Annotated in this window: 21 protein-coding genes and 2 pseudogenes; 11 read left to right on the forward strand and 12 right to left on the reverse strand. The window is 70.0% G+C overall.

Annotated features, from left to right (window positions below; genetic code table 11):
- Window positions 1-5: 5 nt before the first annotated feature.
- Genes DIE02_RS33505 through bcsB form a run of 3 tightly spaced genes read right to left on the reverse strand, consistent with a single transcriptional unit; the run spans window position 6 to window position 7,501 of the window.
- Window positions 6-3,935, reverse strand: coding sequence for a cellulose synthase subunit BcsC-related outer membrane protein (locus DIE02_RS33505; protein ID WP_124489493.1), 3,930 nt, complete (start codon window positions 3,933-3,935; stop codon window positions 6-8).
- Window positions 3,920-5,149 carry a cellulose synthase complex periplasmic endoglucanase BcsZ gene (bcsZ, locus tag DIE02_RS33510; protein ID WP_124489507.1) on the reverse strand — a complete coding sequence of 410 codons (1,230 nt, stop codon included), beginning with the start codon at window positions 5,147-5,149 and terminating at the stop codon, window positions 3,920-3,922. The genes DIE02_RS33505 and bcsZ overlap by 16 nt, the downstream gene beginning before the upstream one ends.
- Before the next feature lie 6 nt (window positions 5,150-5,155).
- A complete protein-coding gene (gene bcsB, locus DIE02_RS33515; protein WP_124489494.1) occupies window positions 5,156-7,501 on the reverse strand; it encodes a cellulose biosynthesis cyclic di-GMP-binding regulatory protein BcsB in 2,346 nt (781 codons plus the stop codon).
- Window positions 7,502-8,018: 517 nt separating this feature from the next.
- Here bcsB and DIE02_RS33520 point away from each other — a divergent pair.
- Entirely contained in the window at window positions 8,019-9,041 is a 1,023-nt protein-coding gene (locus DIE02_RS33520; protein ID WP_124489495.1) for a sensor domain-containing diguanylate cyclase, read from the forward strand.
- Between the two features lie 138 nt (window positions 9,042-9,179).
- Here the strand turns inward: DIE02_RS33520 and DIE02_RS33525 are convergent.
- The 3 genes and pseudogenes from DIE02_RS33525 to DIE02_RS33530 all read right to left on the reverse strand — a co-directional run.
- A pseudogene (locus DIE02_RS33525) lies at window positions 9,180-9,448 on the reverse strand (class I SAM-dependent methyltransferase family protein); the annotation flags it as partial.
- Window positions 9,352-9,657 (reverse strand): hypothetical protein, encoded by a 306-nt coding sequence (locus DIE02_RS35755; protein WP_185702681.1) that lies wholly within the window; start codon window positions 9,655-9,657, stop codon window positions 9,352-9,354. The pseudogene DIE02_RS33525 and the gene DIE02_RS35755, both read right to left, overlap by 97 nt.
- Before the next feature lie 88 nt (window positions 9,658-9,745).
- Window positions 9,746-10,351 (reverse strand): CDP-alcohol phosphatidyltransferase family protein, encoded by a 606-nt coding sequence (locus tag DIE02_RS33530; protein WP_124489496.1) that lies wholly within the window; start codon window positions 10,349-10,351, stop codon window positions 9,746-9,748.
- Window positions 10,352-10,434: 83 nt separating this feature from the next.
- Between DIE02_RS33530 and DIE02_RS33535 the strand changes: the two genes are divergently transcribed.
- The 4 genes from DIE02_RS33535 (at window position 10,435) to DIE02_RS33550 (ending at window position 13,355) form a co-directional block, all read left to right on the forward strand.
- Window positions 10,435-10,806, forward strand: a complete 372-nt coding sequence (locus tag DIE02_RS33535) for a hypothetical protein (RefSeq protein WP_260427365.1) — start codon at window positions 10,435-10,437, stop codon at window positions 10,804-10,806.
- Window positions 10,803-11,435 (forward strand): lysophospholipid acyltransferase family protein, encoded by a 633-nt coding sequence (locus DIE02_RS33540; protein ID WP_124489497.1) that lies wholly within the window; start codon window positions 10,803-10,805, stop codon window positions 11,433-11,435. Before DIE02_RS33535 ends, DIE02_RS33540 begins: the two co-directional genes overlap by 4 nt.
- Window positions 11,436-11,471: 36 nt before the next feature.
- Window positions 11,472-12,401, forward strand: a complete 930-nt coding sequence (locus DIE02_RS33545) for a phosphatidate cytidylyltransferase (protein ID WP_044848429.1) — start codon at window positions 11,472-11,474, stop codon at window positions 12,399-12,401.
- Between the two features lie 132 nt (window positions 12,402-12,533).
- Window positions 12,534-13,355, forward strand: coding sequence for a carbon-nitrogen hydrolase family protein (locus tag DIE02_RS33550; protein WP_124489498.1), 822 nt, complete (start codon window positions 12,534-12,536; stop codon window positions 13,353-13,355).
- 52 nt (window positions 13,356-13,407) lie between these two features.
- On the opposite strand, the gene DIE02_RS33555 is transcribed toward DIE02_RS33550, so the two are convergent.
- Genes DIE02_RS33555 through DIE02_RS33565 form a run of 3 tightly spaced genes read right to left on the reverse strand, consistent with a single transcriptional unit; the run spans window position 13,408 to window position 16,419 of the window.
- Window positions 13,408-13,719, reverse strand: a complete 312-nt coding sequence (locus tag DIE02_RS33555; protein WP_124489499.1) for a hypothetical protein — start codon at window positions 13,717-13,719, stop codon at window positions 13,408-13,410.
- On the reverse strand, window positions 13,719-15,080 hold the full coding sequence (locus DIE02_RS33560) for an acyclic terpene utilization AtuA family protein (RefSeq protein ID WP_124489500.1): 1,362 nt from the start codon (window positions 15,078-15,080) through the stop codon (window positions 13,719-13,721). Before DIE02_RS33560 ends, DIE02_RS33555 begins: the two co-directional genes overlap by 1 nt.
- 40 nt (window positions 15,081-15,120) lie before the next feature.
- Entirely contained in the window at window positions 15,121-16,419 is a 1,299-nt protein-coding gene (locus DIE02_RS33565) for a CitMHS family transporter (protein ID WP_124489501.1), read from the reverse strand.
- A gap of 97 nt (window positions 16,420-16,516) precedes the next feature.
- Here DIE02_RS33565 and DIE02_RS33570 point away from each other — a divergent pair, with 97 nt between their 5' ends.
- Window positions 16,517-17,413 carry a LysR family transcriptional regulator gene (locus DIE02_RS33570; protein ID WP_124489502.1) on the forward strand — a complete coding sequence of 299 codons (897 nt, stop codon included), beginning with the start codon at window positions 16,517-16,519 and terminating at the stop codon, window positions 17,411-17,413.
- A gap of 39 nt (window positions 17,414-17,452) precedes the next feature.
- Here the strand turns inward: DIE02_RS33570 and DIE02_RS33575 are convergent, their stop codons facing one another.
- Window positions 17,453-18,037, reverse strand: a complete 585-nt coding sequence (locus tag DIE02_RS33575; RefSeq protein ID WP_044848424.1) for a flavin reductase family protein — start codon at window positions 18,035-18,037, stop codon at window positions 17,453-17,455.
- Window positions 18,038-18,487: 450 nt separating this feature from the next.
- On the opposite strand from DIE02_RS33575, the gene DIE02_RS33580 reads away from it, so the two are divergent.
- Window positions 18,488-19,648, forward strand: coding sequence for a porin (locus tag DIE02_RS33580; RefSeq protein ID WP_124489503.1), 1,161 nt, complete (start codon window positions 18,488-18,490; stop codon window positions 19,646-19,648).
- A gap of 422 nt (window positions 19,649-20,070) precedes the next feature.
- Window positions 20,071-21,318: a transglycosylase SLT domain-containing protein gene (locus DIE02_RS33585; protein WP_124489504.1), complete on the forward strand. Its 1,248-nt coding sequence runs from the start codon at window positions 20,071-20,073 to the stop codon at window positions 21,316-21,318.
- Window positions 21,319-21,339: 21 nt separating this feature from the next.
- On the opposite strand, the gene DIE02_RS33590 is transcribed toward DIE02_RS33585, so the two are convergent.
- A complete protein-coding gene (locus DIE02_RS33590) occupies window positions 21,340-21,675 on the reverse strand; it encodes a hypothetical protein (RefSeq protein ID WP_124489505.1) in 336 nt (111 codons plus the stop codon).
- A 289-nt stretch (window positions 21,676-21,964) separates the two neighbouring features.
- Complete coding sequence (locus tag DIE02_RS33595; protein WP_124489508.1) at window positions 21,965-22,711, reverse strand: MipA/OmpV family protein; 747 nt, start codon at window positions 22,709-22,711, stop codon at window positions 21,965-21,967.
- Between the two features lie 248 nt (window positions 22,712-22,959).
- On the opposite strand from DIE02_RS33595, the gene DIE02_RS33600 reads away from it, so the two are divergent.
- From DIE02_RS33600 to DIE02_RS33610, 3 genes and pseudogenes are all read left to right on the forward strand, one after another.
- The gene (locus DIE02_RS33600; protein WP_044848420.1) at window positions 22,960-23,688 is read left to right on the forward strand and encodes a response regulator; all 729 of its coding nucleotides are present in this window, start codon (window positions 22,960-22,962) and stop codon (window positions 23,686-23,688) included.
- Complete coding sequence (locus DIE02_RS33605; protein WP_124489506.1) at window positions 23,689-25,029, forward strand: ATP-binding protein; 1,341 nt, start codon at window positions 23,689-23,691, stop codon at window positions 25,027-25,029. It abuts the gene before it with no gap.
- Window positions 25,030-25,414: 385 nt separating this feature from the next.
- Window positions 25,415-25,487, forward strand: a pseudogene (locus tag DIE02_RS33610) (hydrolase); the annotation flags it as partial.

The raw sequence follows: 25,487 nt of genomic DNA on the forward strand, positions 1-25,487 counted from the left end.
GTCCCCTAGTAATCCGAATAAAGCCGCACCGGCGTCGGCGTGACGAGCCAGCTGCGCGCCGCGCGTGCGTCGAACGCATAGCGCAGGTACACGAGCGCCGAACTCGGCGCGTAGTCGTGCGACCGGTCGACGTGCAGTTGCGCGCCGACGCTCAGGTGCGGATTCACGCGATACTCGACGATGCCGTTCACGCCGTACGAGAACGACACGCCGCGCGTCGAACTGCCCGCGTAGACGAGCCCCGCCGCCTCCTGCGCGGCGCGCTGGTCCGCGAAGGTCGGGTAGAACAGCGAATCCTTCTCGTAGCTGTTCGAGATCCCGCCCGTGACGGTCAGGTCCCACGACAGCGCGTCGCGCCGCCCCGCCCACTCGAGCGGCACGCCGAGCGACAGGTAGCGCTGCGGGCTGTAGTAGCCGCCCTGCCCGTACGTGTAGTAACGCAGGTTCTGCGCGTAGTGCCACGCATTGCCGACGAGCCCCGTGCTCACCTTCATCGTCGCGCGTTCGTACACGGGCACCGTGAAGCCCGAGCGCAGCGTGAGTTCCGCGTTGCGCTCGACGTTGCGGCCGGACAGCACGCCCGCGCCGAGTTCCGCGAACAGGTTCACGCGGCCGACGTCGAGCGCCGCGCGCAGGTTCACGCCGTCGCGGCGCACGCCGCCCCACACCGCGCCCGTCCACGGATCGCGCATCCCCGCATACGACAGCACGCTGCTCGTTTCCGGCCGGCGCGACGCGTTCACGGTGAAGCTCGCCGGGCCCGCGTCGAAGCGGTAGCGCACGCCGCCGACCAGGTAATGCACCGGGAAGCCGAGCGGCGACGTGCCGAGATCGACGCGCCACGCATCCGTGCGATAGCCGGCGCCGAGCGCGACGCCCGTCATCGGCTGGTGCAGGTCGCCCTGCGGATGCGCGCTCAACGCGGCGGCCTGCTGGTTCAACGGCGCCAGCGACGAGCCGGCCAGCGCGTTGAGCGCGCCGTAGGTGCCGAAGGTCTTCAGCGAATACGCGTTCGGGTCGCTCGTATCAAGCGTGCCGGCGTCCAGATGCACGGTGTCGAGCTGCAGGAACGCGTGCCCGTCGTAGCGCACCGGCATCTGCGCGTAGATCGGCACCTGCTGCGCGCGGTACGCGGAAATCCCTTCGTCGCCCGACTTGTACGCGGGCAGCCAGCCGATCTCGATCTCCGGATCGCGCCGCTGTTCGAGATCCGCGAACGCGGCCTGCGCGGGCGTGCGGCCGTCGCGGCCCGGGCTCACGCCGCTCGTGCGTTCCTGCGACAGCGACAGCCGGTACAGCGACGCGGCATCGTCGTAGCGGCCCTGCGCCTCGGCCACGCGCCCGGCGGCAACCGTCACGTCGGCGCGCGCCGGATACGCGGCCTGCAGCGGGTCGATCACCTGCGCGGCTTCGTCCGGGCGGCGCAGCGCGTTCAGCCGGCGCACGACCGACAGCCGCGTATCGACGTCGTCGTCCGGCGTGCGCGCCAGCACGGCCTGCACGCGCGCGCGCGCGGCCGCGCGCTGGCCGCTGTCCTCGTCGATGCGCGCGAGCGCGAGCTGCGTGTCGGCATCGTCCGGCGTGCGCGCGATAACGGGCGCGAGCGCGTCGCGTGCCGCGTCGTAGTGACCTTGCGCGCGTTCGAGATCGGCCAGCTCGAGTGCATAGCGCTTGTCCGCGCGGCCGGCCGGGCTCGCGCGATCGAGCAGCGTGCGCGCGCGCGCATAGTCCTGCTGCGCGATCGCGTCGTCCGTCCGGCGCAGCACGAGCCGCAGCGACTGATCCTCGATGCGCGCGGTCTGTGCCGGCGTCAGCGCCGGTTCGCGGCGCAGCGTGTCGAGCCACGCGGCGAGCGCGTCGTCGCGCCCCGCGCTGCCGAGCAGGTCGCCGTAGCGCAGCCGCACGTCGGGATCGGCCTCGCGCGGATGCGCGGCGATCCAGTCGCGCAACGGCGCGAGGCCGCGCTCGGGCTCGCCCGCGTCGATCCACTGCGCGCCGATCGCGGCCAGCATGTCGGGATCGTCCGGCGCGCTCGCCTGCGCATGCGCGAGCGACGCGGCGAACGCCGCGCGATCGCCGCGGCCGAGCGCGCCGCGCGCGTCGGCCAGCGCGCTTTGCGCGTCGAGCTTGCGGGCGAGCGCACGCATGCCGTCCGAGCGCTGAGCATCGTCGACACCCGCGAGCGCGGCCTGCGCGCCGGCGACATCGTCGAGCGAGTTGCGATACAGCGCGGTCGCATAGCGCATCTCGGGCGTATCGCTTTGCGCAAGCCCATCATCCATCACCGTGCGGCCGAGCTGCGGCAGCCCCATGTCGCGATACAGCCGCGCGAGCGCGAAACGCGTCCACGGTGCGTCGGGCGCCGCGCGCACGGCCGCCTCGTAGCGTTGCACGGCCGGCCCGCGTTCGCCCTTGTCCGCGAGCGCGCGCGCCTGGCTCGCGAGCAGGTCGGCGCGCAGCCCGTCGAGCGCGCGGCGATCGTCGCTGCCCGTCACGCGGCCTTGCAGCGCGTCGAGCAGCGGGCCGACGCGGTCCGCGCGGCCGGTGCTCTCGTACAGCATCGCCGTGCCGCGCACCGCCGACACGTTCGGCGAACGTGCGGCCAGCAGTTCGCGCAGCAACGGCTCCGCGCGCGCCCAGTCGCGCTGCGCGAGCAGCGCGTCGGCGAGCTGCAGCTTCGCGTCCGGGCTGTCGGGCTGCATCGCGAGGGCGGCGCGCGCCGCGCGCTCGGCATCCTGCGGCCGCCCGGCCGACGCCGCCGCGCGGCCTTGCGCGAGCAGCCCCCAGAACTGCGCGGTACGCGCGAGGCTCTGCCACTTGCCGCGCTGGTCGGTCGACAGCGCCGCGGCGCGCGTGAACAGCGCGCGCGCTTCGTCGTGCCGGCCTTCGCGCAAGCGCAGCAGGCCGAGCCCGCCGAGCGCATCGGCGTCGCCGGCGCGCGCCTGCGCGGCGCGCGCGAGCAGCGGATCGGCACCGGCCAGGTCGCCGCGCGCGAGCGCCTGCAAGCCGCGCTGCTGCGCGATGTAGTCGGGGTCGCGTTCGAGCCGGCGCTGCGCGTCGCGCTGCCGGTCGAGTTCGGCGCTGCGATCGCGGAATTCGGTGTCGTCCGGCACCAGCGCGAGATACGCGTGCAGCGCATCGAGATACGCGGGATCGCTGCCGGCGGACTGCAGCACGCGCCGCCACACGGCCATCGCTTCCGTGTGATCGGCGTCGGCGCGCTTCGCGAGCGACCATGCGATGCGGTTCGCTTCCGCGCGCGTATCGGCGCGCTGGTTCAGCAGCCGCGCGAGCGCGAGCGCCGCGCTCGTGTCCTGCGGGTCGGCCGCGACCGCGCGGCGCAACGCGGCGAGCGCCGATTCGCGGCCACCCGGCGCATTCGCGACGATCTGGTAATACTCGGCGCCGAGCGCGCCGGACGGCGCGCCGTTCGGGAACAGCGCGACGATCCGCCGGGCCGCTTCGTCGGCGCGACCGCTGCGCGCGAGCAGGCGGATCTGCGCCATCTCGCCGCGCCCGCTCGTCGCGACGCGGTATTCGTCGGCCGCGCGCCGCGTGCCGGGCGCCGCGGGCGCGCGGGCCTGCAGGCGTGCCAGCGCGGCCTGCGCGCCTTGCGCGTCGCCGAGCCGCAGCAGCACCCGCATCTGTTCCGCGAGCAGTTCGGGATCGTCCGGCGCGATCAGGAGCCCCTTGCGCAGCGCGTCGCGCGCGAGGTCGTCGCGATGCTTCGCGCCCCACATGCGGGCGGTCGCGAGCTGCCGCTGCGCATCGGGCAGGTCGGTCGTGACCGGCGCCGAGATGGCCTTCGGCGCGACGGTTTTCGGCAACGCGGGCGCGGGCGTGGCGACGGCGGCCGGCGCCGCCGCCGTGACCGACGACGCGAGCCACGCGAACCCCGCGACGCGCGGTGCGGTGCGCTTCATCGGGCCGCGCATGAACGGTCCTCCCAGCGCGCAGCGAGCGACCCGTCCGCGCCGAACCGGTAGCGGCCGTCGCGCCAGCCCAGGCCGAACAGCGTCAGCACGCTCGTGTAGTAGCCGGGCGCCGCCTGGCGCGCGAGCGCATCGACACGGGCCGCCTGCGCATCGGCGAGCGCATGCTGGCCGCGCGCGTCGAGGAACGGCACGGCCGCCGCGGAGAAGCCGCCATTGCCGTCGTTCGGCCCCGCGACGCCGGTCGTCGTGTCGACCTTCTCCGGCGGCGCGCCATGCGCGGCGATATGGTCGGCGAACGGCGCGAAGCGCGCGAGCAGCGGCGCGGCGAGCGGATCGGCGCGATCGAGCATGCCGGCCCACAGGTACACGCGGATCGCGTTGTACGCGCTTTCCGCATGGGTCTGGGGATCGGGCCCGAAGCCCGCGCCCGCGCGATACAACGCCCAGTCCGGCGAGAAGCCCTTCGGCGCGGTGTCGAGCAGCACGCGGCCGGTACTGGCCGCGAGCGCGGCCCAGCGGCGCTCGTCGGGCAGGCGCGCGGCGAGCCCGCGGATCACCTGCGGCGGCGAATAGCTCGGGTTCACGCGCCATTGGCCATCGGCCAGCTTGAACCCGGTCGGCCCGGGCAGCAGCGTGAGGCCGAGGCCCGGCACGCTGGCCGTCTCGTCGTCGAGCACGCGCTTCGCGAGCAGCGCGCCGCGCGCGGTGTAGCTGCGCTCGTGCCACAGCCGCCCGGCTTCGACGAGCGTGTAGGCGATCCAGAGATCGGCATCCGACGCCGCGTTCGCATCGAGCACGCGCCACGTGCCGTCCTGCGCGCGGCCCCACAGCCACGCCGGCAGCCGGGCGCTCAGGTCGCCCTGTGCGAGGTTGTTCTCGGTCCATGCGAGGATCGTGTCGAACGTGCGCCGGTCGTTCGCGACGAGCGCGAAGAACAGTCCATACGCCTGCCCCTCCGATACCGTGCGCGAATCGGCCGAGCCGACGTCGATCACGCGGCCGTCGGCCGACACGAAATCGCGCTTGAACGCGTCCCAGCGCGGCCACCCCGCGCCGCACCGCACGTCGGCCGCACCGCCTTGCGCCGCCTGCGCGCGCCCGGCCGTCCCGGCTACCCCGGCCGCTGCGCACGCCGCCGCGACTGCCAGCACGAGCGTCGTGCCGCCCCGCCGCGCCGGCCGCGCTGCCCGTCGCCTTGCGAATGCCCAAGCCATCATCCGTTACATCCCCCGGCGGCGCGCGGCGATTTTCTGCAGCACGCTGAACACGCCGAGCGCGAGCAACAGCCCCGCGACGACGCCGACCACGCCGAGCGCCACCGGGTACCGCGCCGCCTGCGTCCAGACGCGCGCATACCACGGCACGAAACCGACCACGTACGGATCGCCGACGCGCAGGCTGTCGACCTGTCCCGGCCGCACCAGCGCGAGGTCGCCCTGCAGTTGCGACACGAGGCCCGGCTTTTCGAAGACGTCCAGCAGGTCGGCCAGGCGCGTCTGGTCGGTCGCGGTCAGCGCGACGACGCTGCGGCCGTGGCTGCCCGGCAGTTCGAACCCGGCGAGCGCGGCGAGCGCGCCCGTCTGTTCGATATGCGCGCCACCGTCCGCCATGCCGACGCCATTGCGCCAGCGCTCCTTCACCGAGAACGCGACACGCGTCGCGCCCGTGCCGGCCTGCTGGTCGATCGCCAGCGGCAGCGCCGCGCGCCAGTGCGACAGCAGCGGCGACGCGGGCGAGCCGTCGATCACGAGCAGGTCCTTGCGGCCCGCCAGCGCGGTGACGTCGCCGGGCCGCGCGACCTGCACGCGCAGCGCCGGGAAGCCGGTCCACTGCCCCATGTGGCCGAGCATCGTCAGGTAGGCTTCCAGCTCCTGCGGCGACGGCCGGTCCGGGATCACGACCGCCGTCTGCGACAGGTCGGCGAAGCGCGTGAACGGGAAGCCGCTGTTCGCGAAGAATGCGAGGTTCGGCAACTGCGCGTAGTGGACGAAGTGCGAGAAGTCGATCGTCGAATCGGGATCGATCGCCGCGCGCTGCGGCTCGGTCGCGGTGCTCGAGCAGAGCCCCGTCTTCTGCGAGTCGAGCGTGAAGCGGAACTGCAGCTGGTTGCCGCTGCCGACGCGGAACGCCGGGATATCGACATCGCTCGTCACGCGCCCTTCCGGCACCGCCAGCAGCGGCAGCTGCATGCGCCCGCGCGCGTCTTCGGCATGGGCCGGCCCGAGGCGGTACGACTTCACGAGCTGTTCGTTGATCTCGACGGCGAGCGTCGAGTTGTCCTGCACGGTCGGCGCCGTGTAGCGGTAGCGCAGCGTGATCGGCACGCCCGAGCCGTTCCACGAATGCAGGTCGGCCGGCACCCGCAGGTTCAGCCGGATCGCGTCCGGCGACGTGCCGCGCACTTCGAGTTCGCGCGGATCCGACACCAGTTCGCGGAACGCGATCGGCCGGTTCACCGGCAGCCAGCGCGGGGCGTCGTACGGCTTGCGCGGCGCGCCGAGATCGACGTGCGCGACCGTCGCCGCCGGGCCCGACAGCGCCGCGCGGCCGAGCACGAGCGCCGCGACCGCATCGTCGACCTCGGCTGCCGTGCGGCCCGTCACGACCAGCAGCTTGCGGCCCGGCGCGGCCGGGTTGTCGGCGACGGCGAGCAGCGGGCCGTTGACCGACGGCAGCGCGAGGCCGGCCGGCAAGGTCGCGGCCGTGCCGACCACCACCGCCTGGTCGTCGGCCGGCAGCGTCGCCGCGACCGGGAAGCGCGCCTGCCGGTAGTCGGCCTGCGCGCCGAACCACGACGCGAGCACGCCGGCACTGCGCAGCGTCGCCGAGTCGGGCGATGCCGGCAGCACGAACGGCAGCCGCAAGCGCCCGTTGTCGCGCCGGTCGAAGAACGGCGCGGGCAGCAGCGCGAGATCGTTCGGCAGGCGCACCGGCGACTCGTCGAGGATCAGCTCGCTCGTCGGGCTCACGTCGGCCCACAGCGCCGAGCTCGACGGGTCCTCGCAGTGATCGAGCGAGTAGTGCGCGATCAGGCGCAGGCCGATCTGGTTGAAATCGGAGAAGTAGCGCGGATCGATCGGGATGTCCTGCGTGACCGTGCGGCCCGCGCGCGTCGCGTCGAACGGGACGGTCGCGACCACCTCGTCGTTCACCGAAACCTTCAGGTGCGACATCGGGAACACGAGCGACGGCGAATACGCATAGGTCAGGCGCAGCCGCGCGCCGGTGACCACGCGGTCGAGCCGCACGCCCGCATGGATCGTGCGCGCATCGTCGGCGCCGCGCAGGTGCACCGGATCGAACGCGCCGAGCGACGCGAACGGCAGGTGCACGGTCGTCGCCGGCAGGCCGGCGGGCGTCGCGCCGGCGGCGCTCGATGCGGCCGATGCGCTCGATGCGGCCGCGCCGTCGGCAAGCGCAGGCGTGGCCGGGCTGCCGGCGGACGCCGAAGCGGCCGCCGAAACGGATGCCGACGCGACCGGCATCGGCGCGGCCGACAACGCGGCCGCATGAAACGCGCCGAACGTGGCGAGCGACAGGACGAACAGCGACACGGCCGGCTTCATGCGCGGCTCCGCATCGTCGTAGTCGTCCGGTGATCAAGCGCGCCGCAATCGACGCGCCCAAAGCAGCTATGCCCGTGAGTGCACATCCCCACTGCTTCCCCTCAAAGTCTGGCCTGAATGCATGTATCGAAACGACGCGGTGCATTCTTCCGCTGCCGGTCCATCGGACGGTGCGCGCCTGGCACCGGCGCTCGCACATTCGTCACACTATCTCAAAATCAGGACAAAACTCACCCTGATTCGCGCTGACGAAGCGAAAAACAACTCAATACGGTCGGAAATGCTGCGTGCGGCGACTGAATGGCAAGAATTACGCCGTTGCTGCCGGCCGGACCGATCGGCATACTGCCGACGCTGCCGGATCGGCGAACCGTCGCGCCGGCGAACCGTCCGGATACCGATGCCGGATGCCGGATGCGACCCCTTGCGGGCCGCCCGGAACGCGCTGCCGCGTGGGCGGCGCGTATGCTACCGCAAGCCGGCGCCGCGTGCCGGGCTTTCTTCATGGAAAACTGACTTGGATCAAATCGTCGACACCGCCACCCCTTCCCCCGACACGCTGCTGCGCATCATCGCCACCCAGACCGAGATCGCGAAACTCGGCCTCGACCTCGGCAGCGTGATGGCTTATGTGACCGAGCAGGTGCCGCAACTCACGGGCGCGAGCGGCGCGGCGGTCGAATTCGCCGAAGGCGACGACATGGTGTACCGCGCCGCGTCGGGTTCCGCCGCCGGGATGCTCGGGCTGCGGTTGCGCCGCTCGGGCAGCCTGTCGGGCCTGTGCGTGACGCGCGGCGAATTGCTGCGCTGCACGGATTCGGAAACCGACCCGCGCGTCGATCGCGATGCCTGCCGCCGCGTCGGGCTGCGCTCGATGCTGGTGATGCCGCTCACCCATGCGGACACGACGGTCGGCGTGCTGAAGGTGATGTCGCCGGAGGTCGACGGCTTCTCGGCCGCCGACGCCGGCACGCTGCGGCTCACGGCCGACCTGATCGCCGCGGCGATGTTCCACGCGGCGCGCAACGAGGCGAACGAGCTGTACCTGCGCGCGACGCACGACGCGCTCACCGGCCTGCCGAACCGCGCGCTGTTCTACGACCGCCTGCGCCAGTCGATGCACACGGCGCTGCGCGCGAACGGCCGGCTCGGCATCCTCAACATCGACATGGACGGGCTCAAGCCGATCAACGACGGCTACGGCCACCGCGCGGGCGACGCCGCGCTGCGCGAGGCCGCCACGCGGATGCTGGGCGCCGTGCGGCGCTCGGATACGGTCGCGCGGGTGGGCGGCGACGAGTTCGCGGTGATCCTGCCGAACGTCGGCAGCCGCGACGACATCGACGCACAACGCGCACGGCTCGCCCGGCAGGTCGCCGAACCGTTCGAGTTCGAGGGGCAGCCGCTGCGGCTCGGCGTCAGTGTCGGCGTCGCGATGCTGCCCGAAGACGGCACCGACATGAACGCGCTGATCGAGCATGCGGACCAGGCGATGTACGCGGTGAAGCGCACGCGGACGCAGCGGGCATGCCACGCGTGACGTGGGACGCCCGGCCCATTCGGCCAGCCGGGCCGCTCGCGCACGGCTGACCGGACTGCGGCACCGCGATCGCCACCCCGACCACGATCCACTGCACGATCGCGACCAGCACGCCGGCCCGGCACAACCCGAGCGCGCTCATGACGCGTCGACCCGCTGCGCGAGGCCGACCGTGAAGATGCCCAGCTCGCGATCCGCTGGTCGAGCTTGCGAAAGCCCGCGCGCGCGACGAGTTCGTCCATCCCGGCCTGCGAGCGGCGGCGCATCACCCAGGTCGCCTCGCCGCGATGATTGTTCAGCGCGCTCGAGTTCAGCGCACGCGCGATGAATTCCAGCTGCGGATGCCACGGCTGTCCGGTGCAGACGAGATAGCCGCCGGGCGGCACCGCCTGTGCGAGCCCGCGCAGCTCGAACGCACGCAGCGGCGCGAGCGCCTGCGCGCGGTCACGCTCGCCGAGTCGACGAGGTGCGCGACGCGCGCCGAATGTTCGTGACCTCGATGCAGCAGCACGATCGCACCGCGGCAGCGCGGGCCCGTCGCCGGCCAGTGACGGTAGAACAGCGTGTCGCCGTCGTGCGTGACGAAGCCGGCCTCGCGGGCCGTGCGTGCGCTCATGCGATCTCTCTCGTTTCGTTATTCGAATCATGCGGCGCCGCCCTCCGGCGCCGGTCCCGCCACGGCCGCAAGCCGCCGCCAGCCGCCATCAGCCGCCCGCTTCGGCGACGCCCGCCTGCACGCGCCGCACCGCCGTCACGATCGACAGCACGATCAGCACGCGCCACAGCCACGCGGCGACACCGCCGACCGGCAGGCCGAAGCCGATCCACAGCGCGAACGCCCCGAGCGCGAGCGCGCGGTCGCTCTTGCCGAACGGGCCGTCGTAGCGGCGCGTCGCACCGGCGAGCGGGCCGATCAGCCCCGCGCATTCGACGATGATCGCCGTGAGCGCGAACAGCCAGACATCTGCCGGCGCGAACGCGGGAATCGCGAGGAACGGCAGCACGAGCGCGACATCGGACACGATGTCGCCGAGCTCGTTCAGGTACGCGCCGAGCGTGCTCTTCTGCCCGTGCTCGCGGGCGAGCATGCCGTCGATCGCGTTGAGCGCCATCCGCACGAACAGCCAGATCGGAATCAGCAGGAACAGCACGCGGGCGAACACGCCGAGCCCCGCGAGCGCGCCGACGACGATCGAGCCGCCGGCCGCGAACAGCGTGACCTGGTTGGCCGTGACGCCGCGCTCGGCAAGCGAATCCGCGAACGGACGCAGACGGTTCTGGAATTTCGGTTTGAGTGCGTAAAGGCTCATCGTTTTATGGTTTCGGCACATTCGGACACGTTTGCCGCCGCCATGCCCCGGGCGGCGCAACCGCCGGCGGCGGCGTTCGACAGGTGGCCGTAATCGTCGCCGAGCGGCCCCGACGCGTCAAGCCGCGCCCCGCGCCGGCCGGGCCGGGCAATCTGGCGTTTTCGACGGAAACTCGCGATAATCCGCTGGCCCGTGAGCGCAGCAATTCACTCGAACTGTCGCCGGGCGCTCGTGCAACAGCCGATTATCACGCCGTCGAACGGCGCATTCGCCGCAACGCAACTCTGCCGGCGCATCGTCCGATGATCGCGGCCCTGCGACAGGCAGCCACGAATTTGAAAAAACTTGAACAATGGCCGTCCGGCGCGCATCCTGCCGCGCCGGCATTCCGGGATTCCGCCCGCCGCGCCCGCGCGGCCGCGCGGGCATGCACGCAGGAGGCGCGGCGCCGATGAACATCCTGAACATCTGGCAGCGCGATTTCCTGCTGTCGATCGTGCGGCTCGTCGCCGGCGCGTATCCGGTCTGGCATCAGGCGCCGCCTTCCCCGACGCAGAAGATCTACTTCTCGAATCACACGAGCCACATCGACACGCTCGCGATCCTCGCCGCGCTGCCGCGCGACGTGCGCGCGGTCGTGCGGCCCGTCGCCGCGCGCGATTACTGGGACAGCGGCGACCTGAAGCGCCACATCGCGCAGAAGCTGCTGAACGTCGTGCTGATCGACCGTCACCGCGAGAGCGGCGGCGACCCGTTGGACCCGGTGCGCGATGCGTTACGGCAAGGCCACTCGATCATCATCTTCCCGGAAGGCACGCGCGGCGCCGACGTGTTGCCGCAGCCGTTCAAGAGCGGCCTGTTCCATCTCGCGACCGAGTTTCCGAACGTCGCGCTCGCGCCGGTCTATCTCGAGAACCTGCAGCGCATCATGCCGAAGGGCGCGATCTGGCCCGTGCCGCTGATCTGCAAGGTGCACTTCGGCGCGAACGACGCGCTCGGCGCCGGCGAGGACAAGCCGACCTTCCTCGCCCGCATGCGCGACGCGATCGTCGCGCTCGCGCCGCCGCAGCGGCCGGCCGGCTGAACGCGGCGCCCTCCTCTCCCTTTTCCGGACCTCTTCATGCGAACTCTCTTCTGGGAACTGGTCGCGGGCGTCACCGGCGTGCTGGTGCTCGCGACCGTGATCGGCGCGATCCTCGGCGCGCGCAGCGGCGGCGCGAGCGCGACCATCGTCAACCTGAACCAGCGCATCCGCGCGTGGTGGGCGATGATCGCGATCATGGTCATCGCGATCAGCCTCGGCAACAACGTCACGTATCTGGTGTTCGCGCTGCTGTCGTACCTGACGCTGCGCGAGTTCATCACGCTCACGCCGACGACCGCGAGCGACCATACGACGCTCTTCATCGCGTTCTTCGTCGCGATTCCGGTGCAGTACCTGCTGCTCGGGATCAACTGGTACGGGATGTATTCGATCTTCGTGCCGGTGCACCTGTTCTTCGCGATGTCGCTGGTGTCCGCGCTCACGCAGGACACGCGCGAATTCCTGAGCCGCAACGCGAAGATCAACTGGGCGCTGATGGTGTGCGTGTACGGGCTGAGCCACGCGCCGGCCGTGCTGATCCTCGACATTCCGCGCTACGCCGGGCAGAACGCGCTGCTGCTGTTCTTCTTCCTGTTCGTCGTGCAGATCAGCGACGTGCTGCAGTACGTGGTCGGCAAGCTGTGCGGGCGCCGCAAGATCGCGCCGCAGCTGTCGCCGTCGAAGACGGTCGAAGGCTTCGTCGGCGGCGGCCTGCTCGCGACGCTGTGCGGCGCGTCGCTGTATCGCGTGACGCCGTTCAGCTTCGGCGCGGCGTTCGGGATCTCGCTCGCGATCGTGATCGCGGGCTTCGTCGGCGGCCTCGTGCTGTCGGCCGTGAAGCGCTCGCTCGGCACCAAGGACTGGGGGTCGATGATCGCGGGCCACGGCGGGATGCTCGATCGCGTCGACTCGGTCTGCTTCGCGGCGCCGGTGTTCTTCCACCTCGTGCGCTACCTGTACGTGTGATGCGCGGGCGGCGCGGCATCGCAAGCGCTAACGCGTCGGCGGGATGGGAAACCGGCGCGTTCGGCGCATACTGACGCTCATCCCCACCCTTGCGCCGCATCGCGCGACGAGCCACTGCCACCGAACCCGCCCATGAAACTGAAACTCGACATCGTGCAGCTGGCCGGCCGCGACGGCGACACACCGTACAACCTGCGGCGCACGCTCGACGCCATCGCGAGCTGCGCGCCCGGCACCGACATCGTGATGTTTCCGGAAGCGCAGCTCACCGGCTTTCTCGATCCGTCGAATCTCGCGCGCGTGGCCGAGCCGCTCGACGGCCCGAGCATCGGCGCGGTGATCGCGGCCGCACGGGCGCGCAACGTCGCGGTGGTGGCCGGGCTGATCGAGAACGACGGCGGGCGCTTCTACAACACGACCGTGTTCGTCACGCCGGACGGCATCGCGCTGCGCTATCGCAAGACACATCTGTGGCTGAGCGAGCGCGACGTCGTGCTGCCCGGCGACCGCTACGCGAGCGTCGAATGGCGCGGCGTGCGGATCGGCCTCTTGATCTGCTACGACAGCGAATTTCCGGAAACCGGCCGCGCGCTTGCGGCGCTCGGCACGCAGCTGATCCTCGTGACCGACGGCAACATGGAGCCGTACCGTCAGGTGCATCGCATGTCGGTCTCGGCCCGCGCGATGGAAAACCAGGTGTTCGCGGTCGTCGCGAACCGCGTCGGCGCAGGTGCGCACGACGTCGTGTTCGCGGGCGGCAGCCTCGCGGCCGATCCGTTCGGCAACCTGATCTTCGAGGCCGGCAACGGCGAATCGCGCCACACGGTCGAACTCGATCTCGACCAGGTCGCCGCGTCGCGCGCGCTCTACGACTATCGTGCGGATCAGCGCCTGCACATCGCGGGCGAACGCATCGAGCACGCGGACGGGCGTCGCGAGTGGTTGATTCCGTGAGCATGAACCTGGCGGCGAACGCGGCCGGTTGGCGATGCACGCCGCCACGTCGTCACTCAGGCTCCGGCACATCGATCGCCAGCAACACCGAGCTGACCGACTTGCCGTGCGCATCGAGCGCGAGCGAACGCGTGACGCCGCCGCCGAGCGCGTCGCGCAGCACGAAGTTGAACGCGGCAAGCGCCGGCAGCTCGTAGCGCACGACGTCGCCGTGCACGATGCCCGCGAGCCATCCCTTCACCGCGGCCGCATCGAGATGCGCGCGCAGGTGTTCGTAGTGACGCGGATCGCGGCAGATGACCGATACGTTCAGCGTATTGCCCTTGTCGCCGGTGCGCGCATGCGCCAGTTCACGCAATTGCATCATGCCTCCACGAAAGAAAACGACGGCGTCACGGCCGTGCGCGGCAGCAGCACCGACTGCACGGCGATCACCTCGCGCGTCGACCTGAACGCACCGCCGCCGCCGGCCGGCCCGTTCGTATAGAGCGTCTCGACTTCGTTGCCGATCCGCGCGGCCTCGGCGGCACTCGCCGCACGGCCGGCCACCCGCACGCGGACTTCGGCCGGCTCGCCGCGCACGGCGGGCGTCGCGTCGCCGTACAGCGCATCCACGCCGATCAAATCGAAACGCAGTTCGGTCGCGGCCACGCCCGTCAGCGCGAGGCGCTCGCGGACGATGTCGAGCGCGAGCCGCGCGCGTTCCAGCGCGCCCGGCCCGCCGTACGAGATCTGCCCTTCGCCGATATGGCCGTCGACGTACGCAACCGACACCTTGAGCGTCCCGGTGCGTGCGCTGCCGCGCCCGCCCGTCACGCGCACGCGGTCCGGCGCCTCCTCCGCCACCGCCACGCGCGTGAAATCCGCGACGACGTCGGGCTGCAGGTAGCGCGCCGGATCGTGAATCTCGTACAGCAGCTGTTCCTTGCAGGTCGCCGCGCTCACGCGGCCGCCCGCGTGCGGCACCTTGGTGATCACGACCGAGCCGTCGGCCGCGACCTCGCCGATCGGGAAGCCGAGCCGCGCGAGATTCGGCACATCCTTGTAGCCCGGGTCGGCGAAATACCCGCCCGTCACCTGCCCCGCGCATTCGAGCAGATGGCCGACGACCGTCGCGGCCCCGAGCGCGTCCCAGTCGTCCATCCGCCAGCCGAACGCGTGGATCAGCGGCGCGGCGAACAGCGACGGATCGGCGACGCGCCCGGTCAGCACGACGTCCGCGCCGGCCGCGAGCGCATCGACGATCGGCGCGGCGCCGAGATACGCGTTCGCGGACACGATGCGGTCGCGATACGCGGCGACTTCGTCGCCCGACTCCTCGAAGCGGAACGCGCCGCGCAGCACGACGTCGAGCACGTCGTCGCCTTCGACCGCCGCGACCTTCAGCCCCGCGAGGCCGAGCGACTGCGCGATCCGCGCGGTGCGCCGCGCGGCCGCGCGCGGGTTCGCCGCGCCCATGTTCGACACGATCCGCACGCGCTTGTCCGCCGCCACCGGCAGCACGGCATGCATGCGCGCGTCGAGCAGCGGATCGTAACCGAGCGCCGGATCCTTGCGCCGCGCCTGCTGCGCGAGCGCGATCGTGCGCTCGGCCAGGCACTCGAAGACGAGATAGTCGAGCTGCCCGTGTTCGGCCAGCTCGACCGCGGGCTCGATCCGGTCGCCCGAGTAGCCGGCGCCGGCGCCGATGCGCACGCGCCGTTCGTGTGATGGCTTTGCTGTCATGTCGGTACCGTGATCCGGCGCTCGCGCGCCGGGAAAAAAATCAAAAGACGCCCATCACGACGCACGCGATCGTCATCACGATCGAGGCGCCGAACAGCAGCGGGAACGTGAACTTCTGGTGCTCGGCCAGCTCGATGCCGCACAGGCCGACGACGAGGAACGTCGCGGGCGTCAGGGGGCTGACCGGAAACCCGGTCGTCATCTGGCCGAGCAGCGCGGCCTGCCCCACGTGCACGGCCGGCACGCCGAGCTGGCCGGCCACTTCGGCGATCACCGGCAGCACGCCGAAGTAGAACGAATCGGGATCGAACAGCATGCTGAGCGGCATCGACGCCAGGCCGAGCGCGACCGGAATGTGGCCGGCCATCGACGGCGGCACGAAGCCGACCGCCGCCTGCGCCATCGCCTTCAGCATCCCGCTGCCCTGCATGATCCCGGTGAACACGCCGGCCGCGAGCAGGATGCCGGCCATCATCAGCGCCGCGCGCGCATGCGCGTCGATGCGCTTCCTCTGCATGTCGACGTCCGGGTAGTTCACCATCAGCGCGATGCACAGCCCGACCATGAACATGATCGCCGGCGGGATCTTCTCGCCCATCACGACCATCGTGCCGAGCACGACGAGCGTCAGCAGCAGGTTGAACCAGAACAGGCGCGGCCGGCGCAGCGCCTGCTCGTCGGGCGTGAGCGCCCGGGTCGGCAGCGGAATCGACGCATCGTCGCGCGACAGTCCGAGCCGCTTCTCCTCGCGCCGCCCAAGCCAGTACGCGACGCCGAACACGAACACGAGCCCGATCGCCTGCACCGGAATCAGCGGATTGAACAGCGCCGACACCGGCAGGTGCAGCGAGGCCGACGCACGGATCATCGGCCCCGTCCATGGCAGGAAGTTGATCCCCGCGGCCATCGACACGGCCGCGGCCAGCACGCGCCGGTCCATCTTCAGGCGGTCGTAAAGCGGCAGCACCGCGGGAATCGTCACGAGAAAGCACACGGCGCCCGAGCCGTCGAGGTGGATCAGCAGCGCGAGCAGCGTCGTGCCCATCACGATCCGCGTGGGCCGCGTGCCGACCGCGCGCAGGATGCGATCGATGATCGGGTCGAGCGTGCCGGCGTCGGTGATCGTCCCGAAATAGAGGATCGCGAACACGAACATCCCGACCACGGGCGCGAGGCCCTTCAGCCCGTCGATCACGAACTTGCTGGTATGCAGCCCGAAGCCGCCGATCAGCGACGCCGCGATCGGCACGATGATCAGCGCGACGAGCGGCGACATGCGCCTGGACAGAATTGCGGCCAGCAGCACGACGATCGTGCCCAGCCCGAGTAACGGCAGCATCGGTGTCTCCTACCTTGTCTTTTGTTGGAGACGAGCGTAAGGTCGGCGCAGCGATAGCACAATTGAAATGATTTGATCGCAGCAATCACGAATCGTTATGGATCTGAACCTTCGCGACATTCGCGCGTTCGTCACCGTCGCGCAGGCCGGCAACTTCACTCGCGCCGCCGCGCGGCTGCACCTGTCGCAGCCGGCGCTGACCGTGCAGATCCGCCGGCTCGAGGAGATCGTCGGCGCGCGGCTGTTCGACCGCAACAGCCGCAGCGTCGCGCTCACGCAGACCGGGTGCGAACTGCTGCCGCTGCTGCAGCGTTCGCTCGACGACATGGAGCGCGTGCTGCGCGACGCGCGGGCGCTCGGCGAAGGCGCGAGCGGCACGGTACGGCTCGCGTGCCTGCCGACGTTTGCATCCAGCCTGCTGCCGGAGCTGATCCAGTCGTTCCGGCGCGACGTGCCGCGCGCGGGCTTCGACATTCGCGACGGCGTCGCGAGTCTCGTCACCGCGCTGGTGCGCAACGAGGAAGCCGATCTCGGGCTGACCGGCGGCGACGCGTTCGACGCGTCGCTGGACGTGCTGTACGCGGGCGCCGACCGGCTCGTCGCCGTGTGCCCGAAGGATCATCCGCTCACGCGCAAGCGGCGCGTGCGCACCGCCGACGTCGCCGCCGTGCCGCTCGTGCTGACCGCACAGGGCACGAGCGTGCGCAGCGTCGTCGATGCCGCGCTGGAAGCGGCCGGCTGCACGCCCGACATCGCGTGCGAACCGACCTACATGATGACGGCCGTCGCGATGGTGCGCGGCGGCCTCGGCGTGACGATCCTGCCGGCCGCCGCGCGCGAGGTGCGCGCCGAGCCCGACCTCGTCGCGAAGCCGATCGACGACCCGGCGTTCGTGCGGCCGATCGCGCTCGTCGCGAAACGCGGGCGCACGCTGTCGCGCGTCGCGCAGGCGTTCGCCGACGTGATGCTGGCGGAATTGAACAAGCGCGCGTGAACCGCGCGCCCGAATCGCGAACGAAAGCCCGCTTTCTGCCTACTGCGCGTCCGGATCGACGTGCAGCGATTCGCCGATCGCATAGAAGTTGCCGCCCGCGATGTAGTGCAGGCTGCGCAGCGCCGGATCGGCCGATTCGAAATACCAGTGACCGTCGCGGAACACGCGCGTGTCGGACCACGCGCCGACCACCTCGCCGATGAACAGGTCGTAGGCCTGCTGGTTGTGCGGCTCGGGTATCAGCTTGCACGCGAGCCAGCCCGAGCAGCCGGCGACGAACGGCAGGTCATGGCCGGCGACGTCGAACAGCGTGACGCCCGCCTCGCGCAGCTTGTCCGGCCGCTCGGCGAGACTGTGACTGCCGACCGCATGCGTGAGCTGGAGCTGCGCGGCCGTCGGCACCTGGATCACGAAGGTGCCGCTGCGCTCGACCAGCTCGCGCGTCTTCGCGGACTTGTCGAGCACGACCGTCAGCTTCGGCGGCAGGAAATCGAGTGCGCAGGCCCACGCGGCGGCCATCACGTTGTCGACGCCGTCGTGACGGGCCGACACGAGCACGGTCGGGCCGTGGTTGAGAAGACGGTAGGCTTTCTTCAGCTCCACCGGAGCGATGTGACTGTCCATGCGGGTTCCCTGGTGAGCGGCACGACGCGTGCCGGCCGAGGCCAGCATTCTCGCACTCCGTGCCGATCGCCGCTGACGGCGCGCGCGGGCGCGCTGCGTCACACCCAAATCGCTCGCGGTGCGCGCAATAACACACTCGGCCCGCATCACGCGATTCGATTCGTTAAATAATCAATTGATGAATCGACGACCAATGCATCGTCGTCGAAATTCGACTGGAAATCGTGTGGAATTATCACGATTCCGGCAATACGCCGGTCGCGCCATCTCGAAATTCAAATCGATTGATACACGATTCTCAATAATGTGAATCTCTCAATGGACCTTGCCGCAGCATGCATCTGTCGGCTTTATGTCACATCGGAGAATTTCGTTTTTGCCGTTCGTCGGCGGCTCGGTAGTCTCCTGCCATTCCGGTTCAAGAAAACAGGCCAATCGCAAGGAGATGAAATGAAACGCACGACCCTCTCGCTGATTTCGCTCGCGTCGTTCGCGGCGATGCCCGCGGCGCATGCGCAGTCGAGCGTCACGCTGTATGGCGTGATCGACACGTCGATCACGTACGTGAATCACGCGCAGGGCAAGGACAACGCGTGGATGCTCGGCAACAGCAGCGCTGGCAATCTCTCCGGCAGCCGCTGGGGCGTGAAAGGCAGCGAGGATCTCGGCGGCGGGCTGAAGGCGCTGTTCCAGCTCGAGAACGGCTTCGACCCGAGCAGCGGCCGGCAGGGCCAGGGCGGCCGCCTGTTCGGCCGGCAGGCGTTCGTCGGGCTGTCGAGCGACCGCTACGGCACGCTCACGTTCGGCCGCCAGTACGATCCGCTCATCGACCTCGTGCAGGGCATCACCGCCGACAACTATCTCGGCAGCGTGTTCGCGACGCCGGGCGACGTCGACAACTACGACAACAGCTTCCGCGTCGACAACGCGGTGAAGTACACGTCGGCCGTGTATTCGGGCCTGCAGTTCTCGGCGATGTACTCGTTCGGCGGCATCGCCGGCAGCACCGGCGCCGCGCAGTCGTATTCGGCCGCCGTGTCGTACAACAACGGGCCGTTCAGCGTCGCGGGCGGGTACTTCCACGCGACCAACAGCCCCGCGTCGAACGGGCTGCGCAACGGCTGGACCAGCTCGTCGGACGGCACCTTCGACGGCCCGATCAACACCGGCTACGCGAGCGCGCATTCGATCGGCATCGCCCGCATCGCGGGCCAGTATGTCGCCGGCCCGTTCACGTTCGGCCTCGGCTACAGCAATGCGCAATACCGCCGCGACGCGAGCTCGGTGTTCAACTCGAACGAGCACTACAACACGGGGCAAGGCTTCGTGAACTACCAGGCGACCAATGCGCTGCTCGTCGGGCTCGGCTACAGCTACACGCGCTCGGGCGGCGATACGTCGGCGACTTATCACCAGGTGTCGGCCGGCGCGGACTATACGCTGTCGAAGCGCACCGACGTGTACCTGACCGCCGCGTACCAGCACGCGAGCGGCCAGACCGGTGACGGCAATGGCGGGTCGATGGCCGCGCAGGCGTCGATCGGTTCGTACGGCTATGCGGGCACGAGCTCGCAGACGATGGTCAACCTCGGCCTGCGTCACCGCTTCTGATCGACGATGGCCGGCTGCGTGAGGCATCGCGCGGCCGGCCGGTCGGAACCGGATTTCGGGAGCCGGGGATGCATCGACACGGCGGCTGCGGCCGCCGTCGCCGTTTCCACGCCCCGCGCACCGGTGGCCGCGCCTTTTATCGTCCGTTTCGCTGCACCATTCATTGCCGCATTCGCCGCGCAACTGACGCGTGGCGTCCGTATTCCTATAGCGGCCGCACGCTGGCATGCGCACGATAATCGGCCCTTTTTACCGATTCCGTCCTGTCGCACGGGGATACCGGCGCCGTCGAAAATCCGCGACAAATCCGCCGGCAAATGCAAAGGAAAGTTTGACGCGAGCCATTTGCCTGCGCGCTATGGCACACTTCGCGTCTGCGTAATTTCCTTGCACCGGGCGGCCGGATTCCGCCCCATCCTGCCATGCCGCGTCAGACTGCCCGTTCGATCAGCCACGCCACGCCGAAGATCGCCGCGACGATCGTGTTGTCGTGCGCGCTGCACGGGTTCGCGCGGGCCGACTGCCTCGACGACGCGGCCACGTTCCAGAAAGTGAGCGTGAGCCTGTTGCGCGGCATCGCGCAGGTCGAATCGGGGATGAATCCGAACGCCGTCAACACCAACACGAACGGCACCGTCGACATCGGCCTGATGCAGATCAACAGCACCTGGCTGCCGACGCTCGCGCGCGAAGGCATCACGCGGGAAAGCCTGTTCGATGCGTGCACCAACGCGTACGTCGGCGCGTGGATCCTGTCGCAGAACATCCGCCAGCTCGGCGCCAACTGGAACGCGATCGGCGCGTACAACGCCGCGTCGCCCGACAAGCGCCTCGCGTATGCGCGCAAGGTCTATGATGCAATCCGGACCATGCCGGATTCGCCGGATACTCCCATGCCCATCCTTCCGCCCTCCTTCACGCCGCCGCAACAGGTGCAGGCGTACAACCCGTTCGCCAGCCTGAGCGTGTCGGCACCGCCGGTCGCACGGCCCCGCACGCTCGCGCCTGCCGCGCCGCCGCCGCAACCGCAAGGCGGGCCGGCCGGCCCGGCCGGCACGTACAACTTCGGCTGGACCGTCACGGGCGCCGACCAGGCCAAGCCGACCCAGGTGTTCGACGACGGCGCGCGGATCTACGTGCAGTTCAGCGACATGAAGCACGTGCCGGCGATCTTCACCGAGACGTCGTCGGGCCGCGTGCTGATGTCGTGGGAGCTGCAGTTCCCGTATGCCGTTCTGACGCGTCCCGCGCAAACGTTAATCTTCCAGCTCGGGCCGTTCGAGGCGCGCGCGCAGCGCGGCGCGACGGGGACGACCGCTCAGGCGGGCGCGGCACCCGCAGCGGGCACGCAGCGTTCGAGTGCGACGGCCGCCACGGCAGCGACGGCGACGGCAGCGCCCGCATCCAGACACACCGCCGATGCAGCGGCCAGGCGCACCGCATCGGCCGATGCGCTTTGGTATATCGACACGGCGTCCACGTCGGGTTCGGCAGCAACCTCGAGTCAGGCCAATACGTCGACGGCATCGACCGCGTCGAACACGCCTGCGACGTGGCCCACCGCAGTGACGTCGAACACGCCGCCGCCGGTTGCGACACCTCAGGCGCCCGCCGCGCCGAAGCCGGGCGCACGCGTCAGCACCGACGCGCTCTGGTACATCTCGAAGTAACGCTCGGGCCGGCCCGATCCCTCACCCGCGCCGCACCCAGATCACCTTGCCGTCGCGAATGCCGAGGTCGCGGCGCTCCTCGCGATAGTCCATCGTGCCCGGCAACGACCGGCCGTCGCGCTCGAGCACGCGCCACAGGCAGCCGTCGAGCAGCGCGGCCGCATCGGCCTCGGTCTTGCCGATCAGCGCGTCGTCCGGCGTGGCGTCCGCCTTGCACGCGTTCACGGCGCCCGACGGCGCGGGGTTCGTCACCGCGCCGCCGGCGGTGGCGTTGGGGTGCTTCGTGTTCATGTCCGCACATCCCGCAAAGGTTGCGCTCGCAACGAGTGCCGCGAGCATCGCGATCGTGTTCTTCATCGGTTTCTCCCTGTCGCAGCCCGGCGCGGCAGGTGCGGGATGCGCGCACGCACCGGGCGTTGGATCCATGATGGGTTCTGCGCGCCACCGGCCGGCAAGGCACCGTATTGCGCGATCCGTTCGAGTCGAATCGGCTCCGCGCAGTCGCCTCGACAGCCTGACGCCGAAGCCGAAGCCGAAGCCGAAGCCGAAGCCGAAGCCGAAGCCGAAGCCGCCTTCATGTTACCGCACCGATCCGCGGCGAAGTCGTGCTCCCCGGACGGGGAGCTGGTGAATCTTGCCGTTCGCGTCAGAACTTGTACGTCACGCCGGCCATGCCGAAGTAGTTGCTGCGCGTCTGGACGATCGGGCTGTCGCCATAGCGTCCGAGCAGCCGCGTGAAGCCGCTGGTCGCATGCACCGACCAGTGCCGCGACACGCCCCAGTTCCATGCGAGCGACAGCGTTGCGCTGTCGACCCCGCCGCTCGTCGAATACGGCCTGAAGCCGCTCGCCGCCGACTGCGCGTCGGTCACGCCGTAGAACGTCTGCATGTAGCGCCCCGTGCCGGCATGCACGCTGCCGGTCACGACGACATCGTGGCGGCCGGCCTTGAATACCGGCACCGCGAGATCGACGTGGCCGGACAAGCCGCGCGACGTATGCGTGATCGGCGCATCGATGGCGACGCTCAGTTCGCCGCCATCGAGCAGCTGCACGCCCGCACGCATGCCGACGAGCACCGAACCGGGGATCCGGCCCATCCCCTTCAGGTGATCGGAACCCGCCAGGTCGAAACGGTTTTCGTCGGAACGGCCACCGGCATAGCCGAGCGCTGCCGACACGAACGCCCCGTGCGGCAGGTTCAGACGGTAGCCGGCGCCGGCTGCCGTGTCGATGAAGAACCCGTTGCCGAACATCGCGGAGAACGACGGCGCGACGACGGCGCGATACTGGTTGCTGCCCTGGTAGCGCGGCGCGAACCCGCCGCCGAGCGATATCGCGTACTGGTTTTCGGCGTGGGCGACGGCGGCGAGGGTCAGGCCGGCAAGCGGCATGCAATAGCGCAACGAGCGCAGCGAACGGAAGGATGGACTCACGATGTCGAGACAAGAGTGACGGAGCCCGAAGTCTAGGTACGACGGCGCGGCAGCACTGTCCTGAATCTGCGGAAAATGTGTGCTCAATTGTGATCGTTTGTTCCCGATTGTCGTATCGCGGCCCCGGCGGCCGCCACGCCGGATAGAATTCGCCGGCCGCGCATTCATCGGCATGGAGAGGCTGAACGCGCGCAACCGAGGAGACCATGAACGACAATCCGCTCAAATACCGTGTGCTGCTGATCGAGGACGACGACCGCCTCGCCCAGCTCGTGCGCGAATATCTCGACAACTATGAATTCGCGGTGACGGTCATACGGCGCGGCGATCTCGCGGTCGCCGCGGTGCGCGAGCATCAGCCCGCGCTCGTGATACTCGACCTGATGCTGCCGAACCTCGACGGGATGGAAGTCTGCCGGCGCATTCGCGCGTTCACCAACGTGCCCGTGCTGATCCTCACCGCGCGCGCCGACGTGTACGACCAGGTCGCGGGCCTCGAAACCGGTGCCGACGATTACGTGACCAAGCCGATCGAGCCGCGCGTGCTCGTCGCACGCGCCCGTGCGCTGCTGCGCCGCGCGCAGCCTGCCGCGTCCGAACCGGCGGCCCACACGCAGCCGCATGCCCTCGTGTTCGGCGAGCTGACGATCTCGCCGCCGAACCGCACGGTTACGTGGCGCGGGGAACTCGTCGACCTGAAGACCACCGAGTTCAACCTGTTGCTGATCCTCGCGCGAGCGGCAGGCACCGTGCTGAGCCGCGACGACATCCTGAAGCAGTTGCGCGGCATCGAATTCGACGGGCTCGACCGCTCGGTCGACTCGGGCATCTCGAAGCTGCGCCGGCGCTTCGAGGACGCTTCGTCGGAGCCGCAACGGATCAAGACGATCTGGGGCCGCGGCTACCTGTTCAGCCCTTCCGCGTGGGACGACTAAATGCTGCGCCCGTTGATCAAGCTGTACCTCATCGTGATCCTGTGCTGTGCCGCCTCGATCGTATTCATTCAATGGTCGTTCAACAGGATTTTCTACGAGCGCGTGGCGCAGGCGCAGCGCAACGCGCTGACCACTTACGCGTTCGTGCTGAACGATTACCTCGAACGCCATCCGGGCGGCAAGCGCAGCCTCGCGCTGCGCGAACTCGCACAGCACGGCAACGAGCGATTCGGTTTCGTGACGATGGCCGACGCCCGTGCACAACTGCGCGGCGGGCCGCTGCGCGATCTGGACGCCGGCCGGATCGCGATCAGTTACGACCGCAGGAACTACTACATGCCGCTCGCGGACGGCTCGGTCCTGCATGCCCGCCCGATCGCACCGGCCGACCTCGACATCCAGATCTACGCATACGGGATGACCGCACTCGCGGCCCTGTTCGCCGTCGCGCTGTGGACCTCGTATCACTGGCGCGACCTGCGCAAGCTGCAGGCCGCCGCGCACGCGTTCGGCGCGGGCAACCTGTCGACGCGCGTGAAGCTGTCCGGGCGCTCGAACATCTACGCGCTGTCGCAGCAGTTCAACGACATGGCCGAGCGGATCGAGGCGTCGATCAAGCAGCAGCGCGAGATGATGCACGGCATCTCGCACGAGCTGAAGACGCCGCTCGCGCGCCTCGAATTCGGGCTCGCGCTGCTCGCCGAATCCGACGAAAGCGGCCGCATGCGCGAGCGCCGCGACGAACTGCGGCGCGACGTGCGCGAACTCGACGAGCTGGTGACCGAGCTGCTGACGATCGGGCGTCTCGAACAAGGCGCAAGCGAACTCGCGCCGATGGACGTCGCCGTCGATGCGCTGATCGACAGCGTGGCCGGCAACGTCGCGAACGACGTCGCCGACCGCGGCCTCACGCTCGGCGTGTCGACGACCGGCGCGCCCGCCACCCACGTGTGCGATCCGAAACTCGTCGCACGGGCGCTGCTGAACCTGATCCGCAACGGCGCACGTTATGCGTCGCGCACCGTCCTGCTGTCCGCGACGCACGACGCGTCCGGCGCGCTGGTGCTGAGCGTGGACGACGACGGTCCCGGCATCCCGGTCGCCGAACGCGCGCGCGTGTTCGAACCGTTCCAGCGGCTCGACTCGAGCCGCGACCGGCAGACCGGCGGGTTCGGGCTCGGGCTCGCGATCGTGCGACGCGTCGCGCTCGTGCACGGCGGCGACGTGCGGCTCGAGGATTCACCGCTCGGCGGCGCCCGCTTCGTGATTTCGTTGCCGCCGCGGGCATTGCCGGAATTCCTCGGCGACACGCCACCGCGCACGGAGCACTCTCGTATCTAAACACTCTCTCCTGGGGCCGGCCGCCGCGCCGCTCGATCGCTGCGTGCGCGGCAACCGTCGCCTTCACACCTGTCAGTGCTCCTGATCATGCCGCTCATGGTAGTGGCACGCCGCGCCCGGTCGCGCCCGCATGCCGTTCGATGAACGAGAACACTATGTTCTGTCCGCGCGCGCTACGCACCGCCGCGCGAATCGCATAAGCTGACGACACTCGCCGGCACCCGAATCCGGCGAATCGCCAGGCGCGCGCCGCGTCGAGGTCGCGCCGCACCGTCGCGCTTCGATCGTCGTGGCACCGCACCGCAGCAGAATCGCATCGCGTCCGCACGACGGGGCGGCGCGATCGTGATCCCCAGCCGCCCACCACCCTGATCTGGAGAGAACCATGGCAAGCGAACCGATTCGCGATCCCGCGAACGACCACCTGCTCACCCCGCAGAACGCGGCGTTCATCGTCA

Origin of the sequence: Burkholderia sp. Bp8991, assembly GCF_003853795.1 — a bacterium.
Classification (GTDB): Bacteria; Pseudomonadota; Gammaproteobacteria; order Burkholderiales; family Burkholderiaceae; genus Burkholderia.

What these genes read in the sequence shown, in the direction of transcription:
- DIE02_RS33505 (WP_124489493.1), bottom strand. Translation starts at nt 3,935, where the DNA reads ATGCGCGGCCCGATGAAGCGCACCGCACCGCGCGTCGCGGGGTTCGCG.
- bcsZ (WP_124489507.1), bottom strand. Translation starts at nt 5,149, where the DNA reads ATGGCTTGGGCATTCGCAAGGCGACGGGCAGCGCGGCCGGCGCGGCGG.
- bcsB (WP_124489494.1), bottom strand. Translation starts at nt 7,501, where the DNA reads ATGAAGCCGGCCGTGTCGCTGTTCGTCCTGTCGCTCGCCACGTTCGGC.
- DIE02_RS35755 (WP_185702681.1), bottom strand. Translation starts at nt 9,657, where the DNA reads ATGAGCGCACGCACGGCCCGCGAGGCCGGCTTCGTCACGCACGACGGC.
- DIE02_RS33530 (WP_124489496.1), bottom strand. Translation starts at nt 10,351, where the DNA reads ATGAGCCTTTACGCACTCAAACCGAAATTCCAGAACCGTCTGCGTCCG.
- DIE02_RS33540 (WP_124489497.1), top strand. Translation starts at nt 10,803, where the DNA reads ATGAACATCCTGAACATCTGGCAGCGCGATTTCCTGCTGTCGATCGTG.
- DIE02_RS33545 (WP_044848429.1), top strand. Translation starts at nt 11,472, where the DNA reads ATGCGAACTCTCTTCTGGGAACTGGTCGCGGGCGTCACCGGCGTGCTG.
- DIE02_RS33550 (WP_124489498.1), top strand. Translation starts at nt 12,534, where the DNA reads ATGAAACTGAAACTCGACATCGTGCAGCTGGCCGGCCGCGACGGCGAC.
- DIE02_RS33555 (WP_124489499.1), bottom strand. Translation starts at nt 13,719, where the DNA reads ATGCAATTGCGTGAACTGGCGCATGCGCGCACCGGCGACAAGGGCAAT.
- DIE02_RS33560 (WP_124489500.1), bottom strand. Translation starts at nt 15,080, where the DNA reads ATGACAGCAAAGCCATCACACGAACGGCGCGTGCGCATCGGCGCCGGC.
- DIE02_RS33565 (WP_124489501.1), bottom strand. Translation starts at nt 16,419, where the DNA reads ATGCTGCCGTTACTCGGGCTGGGCACGATCGTCGTGCTGCTGGCCGCA.
- DIE02_RS33570 (WP_124489502.1), top strand. Translation starts at nt 16,517, where the DNA reads ATGGATCTGAACCTTCGCGACATTCGCGCGTTCGTCACCGTCGCGCAG.
- DIE02_RS33575 (WP_044848424.1), bottom strand. Translation starts at nt 18,037, where the DNA reads ATGGACAGTCACATCGCTCCGGTGGAGCTGAAGAAAGCCTACCGTCTT.
- DIE02_RS33580 (WP_124489503.1), top strand. Translation starts at nt 18,488, where the DNA reads ATGAAACGCACGACCCTCTCGCTGATTTCGCTCGCGTCGTTCGCGGCG.
- DIE02_RS33585 (WP_124489504.1), top strand. Translation starts at nt 20,071, where the DNA reads ATGCCGCGTCAGACTGCCCGTTCGATCAGCCACGCCACGCCGAAGATC.
- DIE02_RS33590 (WP_124489505.1), bottom strand. Translation starts at nt 21,675, where the DNA reads ATGAAGAACACGATCGCGATGCTCGCGGCACTCGTTGCGAGCGCAACC.
- DIE02_RS33595 (WP_124489508.1), bottom strand. Translation starts at nt 22,711, where the DNA reads ATGCCGCTTGCCGGCCTGACCCTCGCCGCCGTCGCCCACGCCGAAAAC.
- DIE02_RS33600 (WP_044848420.1), top strand. Translation starts at nt 22,960, where the DNA reads ATGAACGACAATCCGCTCAAATACCGTGTGCTGCTGATCGAGGACGAC.
- DIE02_RS33605 (WP_124489506.1), top strand. Translation starts at nt 23,689, where the DNA reads ATGCTGCGCCCGTTGATCAAGCTGTACCTCATCGTGATCCTGTGCTGT.